Source organism: Colwellia sp. RSH04 (assembly GCF_003545765.1).
GTDB lineage: Bacteria > Pseudomonadota > Gammaproteobacteria > Enterobacterales > Alteromonadaceae > Colwellia.
Window position 1 is genome coordinate 281567 of the sequence record NZ_QXIO01000002.1, and the last position, 15570, is coordinate 297136.

At 36.3% G+C, this 15570-nt stretch carries 15 protein-coding genes; 1 reads left to right on the forward strand and 14 read right to left on the reverse strand.

All coding sequences use genetic code 11. The features are described 5' to 3' along the window. Positions 1-13: 13 nt before the first annotated feature. Positions 14-658 carry a carbohydrate-binding family 9-like protein gene (locus D1094_RS04790; RefSeq protein WP_118958951.1) on the forward strand — a complete coding sequence of 215 codons (645 nt, stop codon included), beginning with the start codon at positions 14-16 and terminating at the stop codon, positions 656-658. A 21-nt stretch (positions 659-679) separates the two neighbouring features. On the opposite strand, the gene D1094_RS04795 is transcribed toward D1094_RS04790, so the two are convergent. From D1094_RS04795 to D1094_RS04860, 14 genes are all read right to left on the reverse strand, one after another. Then, on the reverse strand, positions 680-1375 hold the full coding sequence (locus D1094_RS04795; RefSeq protein WP_118958952.1) for a hypothetical protein: 696 nt from the start codon (positions 1373-1375) through the stop codon (positions 680-682). Beyond that, positions 1365-2171, reverse strand: coding sequence for a hypothetical protein (locus D1094_RS04800; protein ID WP_118958953.1), 807 nt, complete (start codon positions 2169-2171; stop codon positions 1365-1367). The genes D1094_RS04795 and D1094_RS04800 overlap by 11 nt, the downstream gene beginning before the upstream one ends. Beyond that, the gene (locus D1094_RS04805; RefSeq protein WP_118958954.1) at positions 2161-2514 is read right to left on the reverse strand and encodes a cupredoxin domain-containing protein; all 354 of its coding nucleotides are present in this window, start codon (positions 2512-2514) and stop codon (positions 2161-2163) included. The genes D1094_RS04800 and D1094_RS04805 overlap by 11 nt, the downstream gene beginning before the upstream one ends. Further along, positions 2507-3820: an ATP-binding protein gene (locus tag D1094_RS04810; RefSeq protein WP_118958955.1), complete on the reverse strand. Its 1314-nt coding sequence runs from the start codon at positions 3818-3820 to the stop codon at positions 2507-2509. The genes D1094_RS04805 and D1094_RS04810 overlap by 8 nt, the downstream gene beginning before the upstream one ends. Continuing rightward, positions 3821-4480 carry a response regulator transcription factor gene (locus D1094_RS04815; RefSeq protein ID WP_118958956.1) on the reverse strand — a complete coding sequence of 220 codons (660 nt, stop codon included), beginning with the start codon at positions 4478-4480 and terminating at the stop codon, positions 3821-3823. 30 nt (positions 4481-4510) lie between these two features. Further along, on the reverse strand, positions 4511-5410 hold the full coding sequence (locus tag D1094_RS04820) for an FAD:protein FMN transferase (protein ID WP_118958957.1): 900 nt from the start codon (positions 5408-5410) through the stop codon (positions 4511-4513). 17 nt (positions 5411-5427) lie between these two features. After that, the gene (locus D1094_RS04825; RefSeq protein ID WP_118958958.1) at positions 5428-6711 is read right to left on the reverse strand and encodes a DUF3570 domain-containing protein; all 1284 of its coding nucleotides are present in this window, start codon (positions 6709-6711) and stop codon (positions 5428-5430) included. Next, positions 6702-6941 carry a DUF4266 domain-containing protein gene (locus tag D1094_RS04830; protein WP_118958959.1) on the reverse strand — a complete coding sequence of 80 codons (240 nt, stop codon included), beginning with the start codon at positions 6939-6941 and terminating at the stop codon, positions 6702-6704. Before D1094_RS04830 ends, D1094_RS04825 begins: the two co-directional genes overlap by 10 nt. Positions 6942-6950: 9 nt before the next feature. Further along, positions 6951-7403: a TlpA disulfide reductase family protein gene (locus tag D1094_RS04835; protein ID WP_118958960.1), complete on the reverse strand. Its 453-nt coding sequence runs from the start codon at positions 7401-7403 to the stop codon at positions 6951-6953. A gap of 515 nt (positions 7404-7918) precedes the next feature. Next, positions 7919-8422 carry a peptidylprolyl isomerase gene (locus D1094_RS04840; RefSeq protein WP_118958961.1) on the reverse strand — a complete coding sequence of 168 codons (504 nt, stop codon included), beginning with the start codon at positions 8420-8422 and terminating at the stop codon, positions 7919-7921. A gap of 60 nt (positions 8423-8482) precedes the next feature. After that, positions 8483-9382, reverse strand: a complete 900-nt coding sequence (locus D1094_RS04845; RefSeq protein WP_118958962.1) for a DMT family transporter — start codon at positions 9380-9382, stop codon at positions 8483-8485. 13 nt (positions 9383-9395) lie between these two features. Next, positions 9396-13208: an AAA family ATPase gene (locus tag D1094_RS04850; protein ID WP_118958963.1), complete on the reverse strand. Its 3813-nt coding sequence runs from the start codon at positions 13206-13208 to the stop codon at positions 9396-9398. Continuing rightward, positions 13208-14626 (reverse strand): exonuclease subunit SbcD, encoded by a 1419-nt coding sequence (gene sbcD / locus D1094_RS04855; RefSeq protein ID WP_118958964.1) that lies wholly within the window; start codon positions 14624-14626, stop codon positions 13208-13210. The genes D1094_RS04850 and sbcD overlap by 1 nt, the downstream gene beginning before the upstream one ends. A 157-nt stretch (positions 14627-14783) precedes the next feature. After that, complete coding sequence (locus D1094_RS04860; RefSeq protein WP_118958965.1) at positions 14784-15461, reverse strand: flagellar brake protein; 678 nt, start codon at positions 15459-15461, stop codon at positions 14784-14786. Positions 15462-15570: the final 109 nt, after the last annotated feature.

Here is a 15570-nt window from a genome sequence, read left to right on the forward strand (position 1 = left end):
GAAAGAGCCTTTAATGAAGCACTACACAATCTCCTCTCTGTCAAATAAGATAAAACAAAATGAAATAGATTGGCACCATATACCTGCACTACATATAGATACTTACCCGTGGTTTGAGCAAGGCTCAAAACAAACAACGGTGGTGAAGCTTGCAGCAAGTCCTACGCACTTATATATGCAAATCGTCGCACAAGATAACCATAGCTATGCCATACAAACACAATTAAACCATATGCTTATTTGTGAAGATTCATGCGTCGAGTTTTTCTTTAGTCCAAGCGGAGAGCTTGATAGTGACTATATCAATATCGAAGTGAATTGTTGTGGCACTTTGCATATTGCTTATGGTCCAAATCGAGATAAACGTGCGTTTATTTCCCTTGAATCAGCTAGCAAAATCTCCTGCCTAACGAGTATCTCTTCACCGATAAAGCTTGAGCAAGCACAGGATAACAGTTGGCAAGTTGAACTAGTTATTCCGTTTAAAGTTATTGAAGAACTAACATCTAAAGCAGTAAACCTGAAAACTTGGTTTGGAAATTTTTATCGTTGTGGTGGTAGGATTGAACCGCAATATGCAGTGTGGAATACTATTGACGTGCCACAACCTGATTATCATCGACCAGAGTACTTTGGCAAATTAGTATTTGAAGACTAAAAAACAGACCGAACCTAAAAGTTAAAACTCATACTCTAAAGCAACTCTTAGACTATGATCTTTACCTGAGTTAGAAATTTCCGTTATAAATCCTGCTTCCCATTTAAGTTGTTTTTGTCCATCAAAACGCTGAATCCCCATAAAAGCAGGACCTAAACCAATATAATCCTCACCAGTATAGATTTCAATTGCAGGTTGAATTTGTGGCATCCATCGGTAGCGATATTTAAGCCTAAATTCTACTTCAATTTCATCTTGAATCGTTTCACCCCACTCATAGATCCCAAACAAATTCATGGTAAGGCTAGTTCGACCAAATTCTTTCTCAAAAATTATGCCTGTAGTGACCTCCCAATCATTTTGTTTGTGTTGCTTTTCTACTTCAAATAACATTCCCCAATCAGCCCAAAATTCACCTTGTTCTGTCATCATCCAGCGGACTTCAATTTCATAAGCTTGTAAACCAAAATCCTCAGTTTTAGTTTTCTCACCTATTAGATACCCTTCTACCATGACCGTTTCACTTAATGATTGGCCGTAAGCTATCCTCTGGCCAATTAAGGTATTACTATCTGTTTGCCTAGACATTAATCGCCATTCAAATTCTTGTTCATTAGGAAGCACATAAGGATGGTAAACTTTATCAACGACCATACCATCTGCAATTGCAGCACTAGAAGAAATAAGTAACATTACAGCTAATAATCTAGACCACATTTTGGTTCTCCAAAAAACTATCATTATCACAGTGATGTTTTTTTGATGATTTGATAAAAAAAATCACTATAAATAGTAATAAACTTGCTGTGTATAACAGAATAAACTGCAATGAAGGGCTGGCTTCATAACCAAAGAGTGTTTTTAGAAGATGACCATACTCAGAACTATCTTTTACGAATTTAGTGCTATCCCAAAGCGCTCCGCTGCTTTTAAGAATATCTACTTGTTGGAGAAGATTTACCACTTGGCTTATTTGTCCGGATAAAAATAATGCCCATGCAATGTAAACAAAGATGAAAAATTCTTTTTTGATAAACCAATGTAATGATAAATAGAGTAAGGCGCTAAAACTCAAGCAAATACCTAGCCCAATAGATAACCCCGCTACAACATCCTTAATAGATTGGCGACTTGTCAAATAACTATCGAGAAAGGTAATAAACTCACTTGCATTAATAACAGTAAAAATAATCAGTCCAACAATAGTTAAATTACTTTGATGTGCTGCTATAGTGTTTTGACTCAATAAAGAAGAACAACCAATTAAAAGGAAAAAATAGACCACGCCCAACTCAAGTGTTTTTATAATTTCTATACCCATTCCATCAAATAGCTCTCCCATCATGGGTAAATAATAAAATGTGGCAAAGATACCAACGACACTTGATAAACAAACATAAAGTCGTTTTTTATTAGTTACTCTATTTGGCGCAATACAAGTGCTAATTAAGCAAAGTAAGACAAAAATAGGCAATAAATCTTTAATAAATAAAATCACCGTATTAATTAGCATCTTTCACCTCAACTACTATCACTCCCCTTGCAGAGTTTGGGTGATACTCTCCAAAATATTCATAATTACCTGGCTTTAATGGGCCGATAAAAATCGTACTTTTTCTTTTAGGAAATAAAACTTTCTCTCTATTTAAATCAAAGCTATCAAACTCTTCTGCTACCATATCTTTATTAAAAATGATTAATTTTACTTTTTTATCTGCCGGAACTTTTAATTCAGATGGAGTGAAAACATGATTCTCTAAAGTTAGATAAAACTCTTTTGTCTGCGCTTTTGAACTGTGTGATACAAACAGCCAAAACATAGCAAAAATCAACCTTAGACGAAAAAACTTAGTCATTATTAAGCGCCACAGTATTCGTTTTAGCTAAGTTGATAACAACCTTTAATCCACCCAATTCAGAGATCATTAATTGTATTTCGGCATTATGTAAATCAACTATATGCTTCACGATAGATAGCCCTAAACCACTTCCTGTTTCAGTATGCTGTTTACCTCGATAAAACCGATGAAATACTTTTTCTAACTGCTCACTAGGTATACCAGCACCTGAATCCTCTACGACCACTTGTACATTATCTACATAATCTTCAACAGAAATAAGGATATTTGTATTTTTTCCACTGTATTTATTCGCGTTTTTAATCAGATTATCGAATAATATTTCAAGCGAAAATTTATCCCCTAATATGTGTACTGGCTTTGCATTCAATGAAATAGTTTGTTGTGATTGCTCAATTTTTTCAAAGTTATCGGAAATAACGTCCTGTAACAACGCTCTTAAATCTAATTCAACTTTGTTTTGTTCAAAATTTTCCGGTGTTGTTCTGTTGAGCGCAATTATCTGCTCAATGACATGAGCCATTCTTACTGTATTTTCATTGAGTTCATCAATATGGTAACGTTCAATTCGATTGCTTTCAAAGGCAATCATTAAGTTATGCGCAGTAATTTTTAACACACTGATAGGGGTTCTTAGCTCATGCGCAGCATCACCTGATAAACGTTTTTCTCGCTCAAAAGCATTATTTAATCGTTCAAGTAAGTTATTGAGTGTTTGTTCGATAGGTTTTAGTTCTTCAGAATTTTCTTTAACGGTAATAGGCGTTAAGTCTCTAGCATTTTTTTTGGTGAGTTGGTTTGATAAGATGGTTAATGGCTTTAAGCTTTTTTTTATCGCAAAAAAAACTAATAAACCGATGAGAGGAATAGCATAAACAATCGGGAGTATGGCTTCTAGTAACACTTGTTCAACTGATTCAAATCGCTGATTGATGGGTTGTGCAATAATTACCTTGGTTTCATTTTCAACCAAAACAAACACCCTCCACCTTTTCCCTAAAAAACTGCTATCACTAAACCCATGCTCGGTATTGGTAATAATTGCTTCTGGGGAGTTATCACTTTTTAAACGTAACTTATCTTTTAGCCATATTTGATAGGCAAAAACAGAGTGTAATACAACATTGGTTGATGCTTCTTTAATTGGGCTATGCAATAAGGCAATAGCAAAGGATCGCATTTCTTCATCAAACACTTGATTGAGTTTGGTTTTACTTGCCTTATACCCTTGTAGAGCTGCTCCGAATGATGCCAATGTAACGACCGATAGTATAACAATGAGCAAATATCGTTGTATGCTCATTTATGTTTTACTCACAACATAACCTACACCCCTAACATTTTTAATAAAGTTTTTAGGGAGTTTTTTTCTTATATTACTAATGTGTACTTCAATTGTATTTGAGGCAACTTCTTCACCCCATTCATAGAGCTTACTTTCCAGTTGTTCTTTAGATTGAATTCTTCCTACATTTTCAAGTAATGACTTAACGATCATATATTCTCTTCGAGAAAATTTTTTTTCAATTTCGTTAACAAAAATAGTGTGGCCTTGCGTGTCTAGTTCTACATGATTATGCTTTATGACAGACGAAGTATGAGTACCTAGCCTTCTTTCTATTACTCTTAACCTTGCTAACAGTTCCTCAATATTGAACGGTTTTGCTAAATAATCATCAGCACCTAAATCTAGTCCTTTTACTTTGTTTTCAATACCGTCTCGTGCCGTTAAAATCAACACGGGAAGCGAGTTCTTTATCTTTTTAATGTGCTTTAATACATCTAATCCATCAATATCTGGCAAACCTAAATCAAGGATAACTAAATCAAAATCACCTGTTCTAATTGCAGAAACGCCATCTTTACCTGTTAACACACCATCTGTACTATACCCCTCATTTCTTAAAGATTCTTTTAAACCATTAGCAAGGTGTACATCATCTTCTATAAGTAATAACCTCATAATTTAAAAAGCCTTTTTATCGTGAATCATCTATCTAATTGACCAATGCAATATATTCTGCTCTTTAAGAAAGTTTTCAGCATTTACACCTTGAATAAGCGCTAATGTTGCTAAAAATCCTGCTTGAATACATTGTGGTGCAGCTACCGTGATAGAATTAGGTGGGTTAATCACTGGCCAGCCTGTTTTTACATTAAGTATGTGACTATACCGATGGTTATTTTTCAACAAAAATCTATTTGCGTCACCACTTGTCGCAACGGCCCCTGTTCTTAATGTAACAAGGGTAGATTGGCTTGAATCGAAAGATGGATGTTCAATGCCAACTTGCCAAGGGGCATCATATTCTCTGGTGCCGTACACAGCTAAATCTCCACCATAATTCACTAGAAAAGGGGCATTAGTTTTTTGACTTATCAATAATACTGCACGATCAACCGCGTATTCTTTACCTAAACCACCAAAATCAATTTCCATACCCTTTTTCATCACAAATGAGTTCGCAGAGTAACTGACTTTATCCCATCCAACAAACTGAAGAGCGGCCTGAACACTTTTTTTACTCGGTACGTTGTCACTTCCATCGAAGGGCCATGCTTTTCGTAATATTCCCGAAGTTATATCAAAAGCCCCTTCACTCATGTCATAGCATTGGTTGGCAAATTCAAATAAGTTAAAAGTCTCCTTATCAATTTCAATAACTTGCCCTGCTTTGTTATTAATTTCAGAACAAAGGCTCTTGCTGTCGTATCGAGAATACTTATCTTCAATACGCCACGCTTCATTAGCCGCAATACGCCCTACTTCTATGGCTAATGCTTCGTTATCTGTATCGATTAAGACTTCACACAAACTTGCCATAGCAAAGAAGGAAAGTGTAAACCCTCCTTCCCTAGCCAAGCAGTTAACAACCCTGGTCGCTTTGTCCATATTTGACATAAAACCAATTAAAATGAATAAGTTACTTGTGCAATTATAGCATCAACTTCTTCATATAATTCAACTTCTTTTAATACACCAATAGCTTGAATTCCATTACTCTTAGGGGTTTGGTGATAATACTCCAACCTAAAAGATAAATTATTTCCATCTCCCATTGGCATGCCGTATTTTAGACCTACTGTGTAGGTGTCTAGTTCTCCAATGCGATAATCAGCACTAACAAAATTCGGTTTTGCTTCATCTTGTGCTATGAAGGGCTGATAAAACTCTGCTGCACTTTGCGTATACATACGAAAATGCGGTTCGATAAAATGTCCATTAGTAAAGGGGATCAAATACCTAAAATCAAACGTATGAGAATCTATCTGCCAATTATCAGTCATAAAGCGATAACTAGCATCAAGTATGCCGCTGTCGAAGTGATATTTAGTTTGCCCAAAAAAAGCATGCTTGGTTCTTTCATCAGGTCTATTCTCATACAAGTAGGCCTGAGCTTCCCCGTTATGATTAACAGAACTGATTATTTTGAACGGATCAGTCATGTAACCACTTACCGTTGAATAGGAATAATTTAATTGCACTATCATTTGTCGATTAATAACTTGGGTTACACCAAATAATAAATCAATGGTAGATTTTGACTCGTCACTGCCTATTCGTGTTTTATTAAAGTCATCTTCAAAGTTTGGATCATCAGCATCACCCACAACCATCGCAGATAAAGGTTTTGGAATACCACCTTCTGGTTCGATGACATCATAAGCGAAAGACATTCCCGCAGATAACGTTGTATTCTTTTTATTGAAATCTCTTGCTACATTGCCATTTAATGACGCTGACATATAATCATATTCTTTAGAAAAATTCCCCCCTACACTCACGATATAGTCTTTTAACAAAGGTTGCGTCCATTGTCCCGTTAACTGAACCCGCGTATCATGAAAGGTATCATCTAACGGTGTATCACCCGCGTTAACTGTATATTGACCATTGCCTGACGGCCTTGTAAATGTTTGTGGGGTTGGTTGAGCAGTAGCGCCATTGGGTGATGCTCCCGTTAAGGCATCAATGGTTACTTTTAAGTTAAGTACTTCATCATTATTGAATGTTTTTGTCCCTGCGATAATCGCTTCTGTGGCCGAAACACGATCCACTTCTGCATAATGCATTATTGCGGTATCAAACTGCCAAGATTCTTCAGTAGAGGCGTTCGCCGTACTTCCTAATAAAGCACAGCTTGCCGTAGTTAGCATCGCTTTTAGATTAGTTTTATTGACTTTTAATTGCATCCGCAACCTCCACCACCAAAACTACGACCGCCGCTAGTCGCTTCTTTACTAAAATAAATATGGTCATCTAACGATGCATCGATAGGAGCACTGGTCAACGCCATTTCTTTCTTAGCTAATAAATCTCTTTCCCAAGGCTCTACACCTAAACTTGTGCAACCACTTAACCCAACTGCACTACACACTAAACTAAGCGTAACTAACCTCTTATATATATTAACAACTTTCATAGTAACTCCTTACAATAACTGTTCAATTTCTTGTTCATACTGTACTTTTTTCTTATCCGTAAAGCCTACATGTGCACTAACAATTTTACCTTCAGCATTAATGATAAAACTACTTGGCATACCTTTAAGCTGAAGTTCTTGTGCAAGTTTTCCATTAGGATCATTTAAAATAGTAAAATTGGCTGGAGTGCTAGCGAGAAACTGCTTAGCAAGGTTTGGCTCTGCATCCAGATTAATACTAATGACTTTGAAGTTTTTATCAGCATATTTTTTCTGGATCTTATTCATCCAAGGAAACGATTTTCGACAAGGCGTGCACCATGAAGCCCAAAAATCTAAATAAATCACATTACCTTTATATTGTTTGATAATGTTCTTGTATTGTAATGACGTATTATCTGTAGCGTGCGCATGGGTTACCAACAATATTAATGCAGTTATAACGATTGCAATCGTTCTCATCTTATTAGCCTAGTCTATTTAATTACAGCCCTAAGTCTAAAAAAGTTTCCTTAAGGCTTTCTTAAGGAAACTTTAATAATTAAAAATATTAGGGCGTGTTTATCTTTGTTTAATAATGCAGCTAAGAGATCTCCCCCTTTAATCAAGGAGGAGTTGTGTAGTTTACTTGCTAAATTAGCAACTTTTAACGCAGCGTAAAGAGATTTTAACCTCAGCCGAAAGGGCAATGACTATTTTTAAAATTATCGGCATGAGTATTTACTTATTTGGAACAACCAAACGGCGTTCATATTACTTTGCTAATGATAAAAATAGCGCATTACTGACAATATCAACACGCCTAGACTATTAATGTGTTTTAGAGGTAATTTTGAAAGTTAATGACTCTACTATGTATAGCAGTGATAGCTTGAGTAGATAATTAGATTACAAAGCTTAAAACGATTGCAGTCGCTCCTAATAAACTAATCATCTCAGATAAGGTATAACTGCTACATTTAAGCTAACACACGTTATTAATGATCATGCCCGCAGCTACTTCCAGCAGCATGAACATGGCCATGGCTTATTTCTTCTTCTGTTGCTTCTCTTACATCAACTACGTCTATATCAAAAGTGATAACTTTTCCTGCTAACGGCGGGTTCACATCAACAGTAATCATGAACTTGCCAGCTTTAAGCACTGTCACTTGGCGTTGACCTTGCTCTGTTTGCACTATGGCAACCATACCCGCCTTCCATTTAGCATTTTTACTAGGTAATCCTTGTAAATGCTTTGCTGGAACACGTTGAATAGCCGCTTCATCGCGCTCACCGTATGCTTCTTCAGGTTGTAAAGTTATTGAAAACTTATCACCAGCCGCTTTATCCGTTAATGCTTTTTCTAAACCAACTAACGTGTTATTGGCACCATGTAAGTATGTAAGAGGCTCATGCCCTGCTGAAGATTCTAACTCTTCACCCGCTTCATTTTTTAATGTGTAATGAAAGTGAACCACTTTGTTATCTGAAATTTTCATATTATCTCAACGTTTAATCTATCTTAATTGCAGCGAAGTGTACCTTGGTTTTGCTAAGGATCAAGCCCATAACAATAAAATAACAACACTTAATACAATAAAAAACATACCCACGTATTCTTTTACAGAAATTGTTTCTTTAAAAACGCGATAAGTAAGCGCTAAAGTAATGAAAAACTCGACTTGTCCAAGCGCTTTCACATAGGCTGCATTTTGATAACTGGCGCCAGTAAACCAACCGATAGAGCCTAATACACTCGTTATGCCAACAAATAAACATAAACGCCAATGTTTAAGCATTAGGTATAATTGTGCTTTATCTTGTATGTAAACATATATTATAGAAATAATGGTTTGCACTGTGATCATAAATACCAATGTAACCGCAGCACTTACCATTAAGTCAGTATTTAGTGCCAAGCTTGATTCACGAATAAGTAAGGTGGTTATCGCTAAACCTAGCCCAGCAGCTAATCCATATGCCATACCGGTTATAGCATCAGAACCCTTAAATACTTCACCCAAAGTAAACTTTACTTTAGACACTAAAAACACCCCGACTACCCCAACAATAACGCTGAACCAGCCTAAACCACTTAAATGCGAAGAAAAAAGTAATGCGCCGACAATAGCGACTTGAATAGCTTCAGTTTTAGCTAAACTCGTGGCCACGGCAAAATTACGATATCGAAACGCAGCGACCAAACATGCAGTACCGATAATTTGCATTACACAGGCAATGAGCGCGTATTGTAAAAAGTCATTATTTAATGACGGAGCGGTTTGCTCTTTGTAGTGAAGTAACCACCATAAATAACCCCAAGCAAATGGCAAAGCATAGATATAGCGAACTCCCGTAGTCGCCATAGCGTTTAACTTACCAGACAGTTGTTTTTGACCCGCAGTTCGTACCGCCTGCATGGTTGCTGCTAATAGCGTGAAATAAATCCAAATTTCCACTTTTCATTCCTTTTTACGAGGGCGTGTTAGTAAATGCAAATTGCTTATCTAAACCGCTAACGCCTAAACCATTGCGCTTTTCTACTTTAATTTGTACTGCAATACGCTCTTTTAATGCTTCAACATGACTAATGATGCCAATCATTTTGCCAGATGCATTTAAACTATCTAGCGCATCAAGTGCTATTTCTAGCGTATCGCTGTCTAGAGTGCCAAAACCTTCATCTAAAAATAAGGAATCGATACTGGTTTTGTTACTCACTAAATCAGATAACGCAAGCGCTAGCGCTAAACTCACTAGAAAGCTCTCCCCACCAGATAAGGTTTTAGTATCTCGAACAACATCACCTTGCCATGTATCTAACACTGCTAGAGCTAAGTTATCGCTTTGCTGACATTGCAACTGATAACGACCATGAAGCTTTGTTAATTGCTCATTCGCTAAATGAACGAGGTAATTTAATGTCAGTCCTTGGGCAAACTTTCTAAATTTAGCACCATCTGCTGAGCCAATAAGGCTATTCAAATGGCTTAGGTCATCTAATTCTTGCTCAGCATTTTTAATTTTAGTGAGTACAGTTTGCTGCTTTTTAATATTTTCTGCATGTTGCGTGATTAATTGTTGATGACTTCCCAATTGCATTTGCTGTTTTTTCAGCAATGCTTTGTTGGCATTTAAACCTTCGTTAATTGAATCATTATTGAATGTATCTACCCCTTGCTTTTTAAAGTCTTCGCGTTGAGCAATTAGGCTTTCTTGCTGAGTATGTGCACTTTTACTTAACGCCATTATTCGTTTGTTTTCATCATCAATTTGCTGCGCTAACTGTTCTAATTCAACTTTTAGTTCTGGTGAAATTAACGCCAATAAAAATGACTGTTCATCTTCGAAATCGCTCGCAGACAAAACATCAATCCATGCTTCTTTAACGGTAGTTTCTATTGCTGCACAGCTATTAAAATGCACATTAGCGGTAGATAATTGCCCTTGAAAATGCTGCTTTTGTTGTAATAAGCCTTGATTCTCTTGCTGCAATAGCTTTAAATTGCTTTCGTTAGCCTCTCGCTGCCTATTTAAGTTTTTTCTTATATTATCAACAACTTGAACATCAGCACCTGTAAAACCTACTTGCTCATAAAGCGTAACGCGTAACTTATTTTGTTCCGTGTTCTCTGCTTTAAGAGATGTGTTGTGCTGTAAAAGTATTGCATGCTGTTCAGTAGCATGTTCAAGCTGACTGGTTTGTAAAATCAATTGCTGATTTATATCAATTAACCGTTTTTCATTGCTTTGTATCAACTCTTTTGTTGTTAAAAAGTTAGCGAGTTTTTCAGATAATTCAGCAAGCCACAACGACTCTGTTTTCCCATGATATTCTTGTTCGTCATTTCGCTGAATTAAGTCAAAAGACAATATTGGCAACGAAAATTGATGCGCTGTGATATCGTTAAAAAGAGCTGCTTTTAGTTGTTCAAATTCGTTTAGCAGCAAGTCAATTTGCTTCGTGCTTTCTAGCAGGTTTTTATCAGAATTTAGAATATTCGCTTGCTGAACAGCGATAAGATTTTGTAGCTCATTTTCTTGTTTTTCGATATCTATAAACTCTTGCTTAGCATAATCTACAGCTTGCTCTATTTCTGCTAGCGTAGTTTGTAAAGCTTGAGTCGCTTGTAAAAGGGTAAAAGTACTATTAACTTGTTCATTAATTTGCTGCTCATTTGAGGGAAGTAAATTACACGATAAGCTAGCTGCAATCGTTTGCCATTGCTCTTCTAAGCTTTGTAACTCTTCTGCTACTTTTTGCTTTTGGGTTATCGCGACATTTATTTTCTCATGCAAATGACTATGCTGTTGATTAAGCGCTTTACCCTGCGTTTCAAGCGTTAACTTTTCTTCTTTTATGGTTACTAAGCGCGCTTCATGTTCATTATTGTTTATTACTTGATAATCTTTAACATAAGGATGTTCTAATGAACCACATAACGGACAAGCACTATCAGGGACAAGCTTCGCTCTATGATCGGTCAAATCCATAATAGCGCGTTGTTGTTCGAGTAAATTTTCAACATCAGTTTGCTGCTGATTAAGCTTGGAAAAACCAGCGCGCATCGCTGATAATTCATTCGCTAACGCTACTTTGGCTATTTCATCTTCAATCAATTGTTGCTCGAATACTGTAAGATCAGTTTTTAATTTGATGAATCGTGAAGACAATTGTTGTGCTTGCTGCCAAGTATGAGATTGCTGTTGAATGCTCATCAATATTTCAGTTAGTCCATTGGCACTCATGGCCTGGCCTGTCAAAACATCTAAAGAGTAATTACGCTGATATTGTGCTAAATGTTCTTTTTTACTGTTCTCATGTTGGCTGCATACCGCTTCTAACGTTTTACTGCCTTTTTTAATCTCTTCGAGTTTACTTAATAATGATTGATGCTCTTTTACTAAGTCTTGATGATTAAGTAACAGTTGCTCTTTGTGTGAATCGAGTTGCTGCCTTTCATTACTTTTGTCGTTTAACTGTTCAAACTTGCTCTGCCAAAAAGGTAATTTTTCGATTAAAGCCTCAAGTGCTGAGTTGTTGTTTAAAAATGCTTGTTGTTGCTCAATGTCCTGAGTAATCGCCTTTTTATTTTGCACGTATGTATCGCGCGACGTGTTAAGTGAAGCTATTGATTGTTGAAGTAACGTTAGCTCTTTCTCTTGCGTTTGTAGGGTTAAATTTTGCTGAGTAAGTAGTAACTCTAATGGTGTTATTTTTTCAACCAATACTTTTTCAGTTTGGCTAAACTCAACCTCTTGTTTACTAACTTGTTGTTGAACAGTATTTAGCTTGTTTGTTGAGGCTGTTACATCTGTCTTCAGCAGTTCGAGCTGTGTTTCAATATGTTTAACCGTAGCCGCAGCATCAACACTTTGTTTAAGTGCATGTTGATATTGTTCATAGGGTGCTCTTAATGCTTCGGCTGGTTTTGAACACGTCAAACGTGTTAAATCTTCTTTTCTTTCTTGCTGTTTTTTAGTTAACTTGGCTTGTAATTCACTAATATCTTCAAGGGTTTTCTGGTTGTCATTAAAATTATCCAACCAACGCTGAAGTTGATGAAACAAGTCTACCTGTTTACTTGTAAACTGCTCTTGTGCAGATAACGTTTTAATTTCATCTTCAATGCTCGAAATTTGCTCTGCTGAAAGTAATTCAACACCTTTATTTTCTGCTTGTAAAAGCTTTAAATTATTCTCTGCATCTTTATGGTTTTGATAAACCTTCTGTGAAATCAACCCATATATTTCAGTACCTGTTAGCTGCTCTAACAGCTGTGCTCTTTCATTAGGTTTAGCATTTAAAAAGGCAGAAAAAGCCCCTTGGCAAAGCATCATTGATTTAGTAAAACGAGAAAAATTCAACCCTGTAATATCGGCAATTTTTGCGCGAACATCTTTTAGTTTTTCGGCAACAATAACGCCATCAAGTTGCGCTAATTCAGCAACTGGCTCAAGTAAGTTGCCATCGACTTTATTGCGCGCTCTTTTTTGACTCCAAAAGGCACGATACCCTACACCATGGACTTCAAATTCAACTTCAGCCATACAATGGCTCGTATGGCGAGTCATCAACTGGTTTTGACTTTTTGATACTTCTAAACGCGGAGTTTTATGATACAAGGCCAAACAGATTGCATCTAAAATGGTTGTTTTACCTGCCCCCGTTGCACCTGTAATGGCAAACAAACTATTGCCATCAAAGGGGTCGGTAGTAAAATCTAATTTCCAGCTACCTTTAAGCGCGTTGATATTTTCAAACCGTAATGTCAATATTTTCATTAATCTGTACTTCCAACCTCAACATTGGCATTATTAGTTGGTGTATCTTTATTTTCTTCTAACAAGGTACTATTTTGACTAACTTGTTTAACCGTTGTGCTATTACTCTGCACTTCTTTCGTTTGTTCTACTATGTTATTGAACAATTGCGTTAATCTATCTTTTCTCTCAAGACCATTTTGTTGCCAGTCTAGCTGCGATAGCCTTGAGTTAAATACATCATTTATTGATAATTCAGCCAAAGAATCTTTGTTACTGTATCCTTGTGAAAGCAGCATGGCTTTTCTATTTTCTTTACTTCGTCTAACCAGTAACACCTCAACAGGAAACTCATTAACCAGCGCTTCTATTCTTTGTTGAAGGTCATTTAAATAATCACTACTTTGTACTTCAATATCTAACCAAATCTTTTGTTTAGCATTTAACTTATCTTGATACGATTCGACTAATAATTGTGTGTTGGTCACTAAGCTTTCTAATGACGTTTTAATGATTGCCAATGGTTGAAAACAAGGCACTTGAATAGGTGATACTACGGGCTTGTTGCTGTGTTCAAACTCAACTAAGTAAACACTTTTCTCTTGCTTAGCTTCATCAAAACTCAAAGGAATTGGTGAGCCTGAATACCTAATGTGGTCAGTACCACCTACCTTTTGAGCGCGATGAATATGGCCTAGAGCAATGTAGTCTGCAGGTGGAAAAGCACTCGATGAAAAGGCTTCCAGAGTACCTATATATATATCCCTAACACTGTCACTTTGACTGTCAGACAAGGCAACACCTAAAGCGGTTAAATGCCCTGTAGCTATAATAGGAATAATATGATTTTCATGTTGTCTATGCTCTATAGCGACTTGTTTAGCTTGATCATATAGGCCTTTATAATGATTAGCTATGCCATTTTGAAGTGTTTGTTGTTTATCTTGTGCTGACTGACCTGATTGACTGGTAATAACATCTCTTGGTCGAATAAAAGGCACAGCACATATAACGCCGATCACTTCCTTGTCAGAATTTTTTATAGTGATTATCTGATCATCTAGTTGATCATCTAGTTGATCAACTAGCTGTTTATTACTTTCTTCATACGGCGTGGCGTGAGTGACGACTTGTGTCGATAAATTCGCTAATAAAGATTTAGACTCTCCTAGCATAGCGACAGAGTCATGATTGCCCGCTAAAATAATTAACTGACAATGCATATTTTGGATTTTACCAATAAAATCAAAATACAATTCACGTGCATAGCTTGGTGGAGTTGAAGTATCAAATATATCACCAGCAACGATGATGGCATCTAACTGATAAGTTTTAACCTGAAGCAGCAGCCAATTTAAGAATTGCTGATGTTCATTTGCTCGGCTTTTACCATAAAAATACTGGCCAAGATGCCAATCTGAGGTATGTATAAATCGCATGAGTAGTAGCGTGGCTGCGTATTTAGAAAAAGAAATAGTCTACCTGAACCAACAAAGTTAGTCAGCCATTAATCCGCTTAAAATAGCGCTGTTTAGAAATTATTTAGGCGATAAATTCATTATAAATGCGCTATATGCTATGTAGCTTTAAGCTTAATTAGCTCTCGCCAGTTTCAATGAATAATTGAGACAGCAATTTAGGTACTATTTTTCCCTCATCAACAAACTGAATACCTACGTTAACTTTGCCATCATCATTTCTACTGTTACGTACTTTAGCGGGAATTTTTACGTCTTCGCCTGTTGGGCTTTTTAGACAAACAAAAATATCGCGCTTCTTTACTGTGGTAGTATTACTTTTACTGACAAAAGTAAACCCGCACCCTTTGGTTGAAATATCACCGATAACACCGTTAATTTTAGTGTTAGTTTCTTTATCAGCACCTTCTAGCATAATCACCGATGGCAAATGTATCGTAGTTCTTTGTTGCATACGTAATTGACGATTTTCAATTTTTTTCGGGTATTCAAGGTAAATATGTTTTTCTGGGTACTTGGTAATATTTTTTATTGTTGAGCGAAAAGCAAAACATTCACCTTTACTGCCTTCTAAAAGATATCGAACAATAACCACATTGCCATCAATTAACACATCATTGTATTGCGATTTGCTAACCACTTTAGGATATTTAATCAGGATATATCGCCCTATTTCATAGCCAATTAGTGTTAACTTTAATCTAACGGCCACTGGGTGATTAATTTGTACGTCTATGTATTTACCGGGTTGAAGTTCAAAAAGCTGAAGATCTTGGCTGTCCGTTTCATCTGACATGTAATTATTTAAGGCCTAATACTCATTAAGGTAGACTTGCTAATATAAACAAAGTTGTACAAAGCTACAATCATTGTCGTAAAACCTGCTCTATCTTTTTAATATGTAA

What these genes read in the sequence shown, in the direction of transcription:
- D1094_RS04805 (WP_118958954.1), bottom strand. Translation starts at nt 2,514, where the DNA reads ATGACTAAGTTTTTTCGTCTAAGGTTGATTTTTGCTATGTTTTGGCTG.
- D1094_RS04835 (WP_118958960.1), bottom strand. Translation starts at nt 7,403, where the DNA reads ATGAGAACGATTGCAATCGTTATAACTGCATTAATATTGTTGGTAACC.
- D1094_RS04795 (WP_118958952.1), bottom strand. Translation starts at nt 1,375, where the DNA reads ATGTGGTCTAGATTATTAGCTGTAATGTTACTTATTTCTTCTAGTGCT.
- D1094_RS04830 (WP_118958959.1), bottom strand. Translation starts at nt 6,941, where the DNA reads ATGAAAGTTGTTAATATATATAAGAGGTTAGTTACGCTTAGTTTAGTG.
- D1094_RS04800 (WP_118958953.1), bottom strand. Translation starts at nt 2,171, where the DNA reads ATGCTAATTAATACGGTGATTTTATTTATTAAAGATTTATTGCCTATT.
- D1094_RS04815 (WP_118958956.1), bottom strand. Translation starts at nt 4,480, where the DNA reads ATGAGGTTATTACTTATAGAAGATGATGTACACCTTGCTAATGGTTTA.
- sbcD (WP_118958964.1), bottom strand. Translation starts at nt 14,626, where the DNA reads ATGCGATTTATACATACCTCAGATTGGCATCTTGGCCAGTATTTTTAT.
- D1094_RS04840 (WP_118958961.1), bottom strand. Translation starts at nt 8,422, where the DNA reads ATGAAAATTTCAGATAACAAAGTGGTTCACTTTCATTACACATTAAAA.
- D1094_RS04860 (WP_118958965.1), bottom strand. Translation starts at nt 15,461, where the DNA reads ATGTCAGATGAAACGGACAGCCAAGATCTTCAGCTTTTTGAACTTCAA.
- D1094_RS04790 (WP_118958951.1), top strand. Translation starts at nt 14, where the DNA reads ATGAAGCACTACACAATCTCCTCTCTGTCAAATAAGATAAAACAAAAT.
- D1094_RS04825 (WP_118958958.1), bottom strand. Translation starts at nt 6,711, where the DNA reads ATGCAATTAAAAGTCAATAAAACTAATCTAAAAGCGATGCTAACTACG.
- D1094_RS04850 (WP_118958963.1), bottom strand. Translation starts at nt 13,208, where the DNA reads ATGAAAATATTGACATTACGGTTTGAAAATATCAACGCGCTTAAAGGT.
- D1094_RS04810 (WP_118958955.1), bottom strand. Translation starts at nt 3,820, where the DNA reads ATGAGCATACAACGATATTTGCTCATTGTTATACTATCGGTCGTTACA.
- D1094_RS04820 (WP_118958957.1), bottom strand. Translation starts at nt 5,410, where the DNA reads ATGGACAAAGCGACCAGGGTTGTTAACTGCTTGGCTAGGGAAGGAGGG.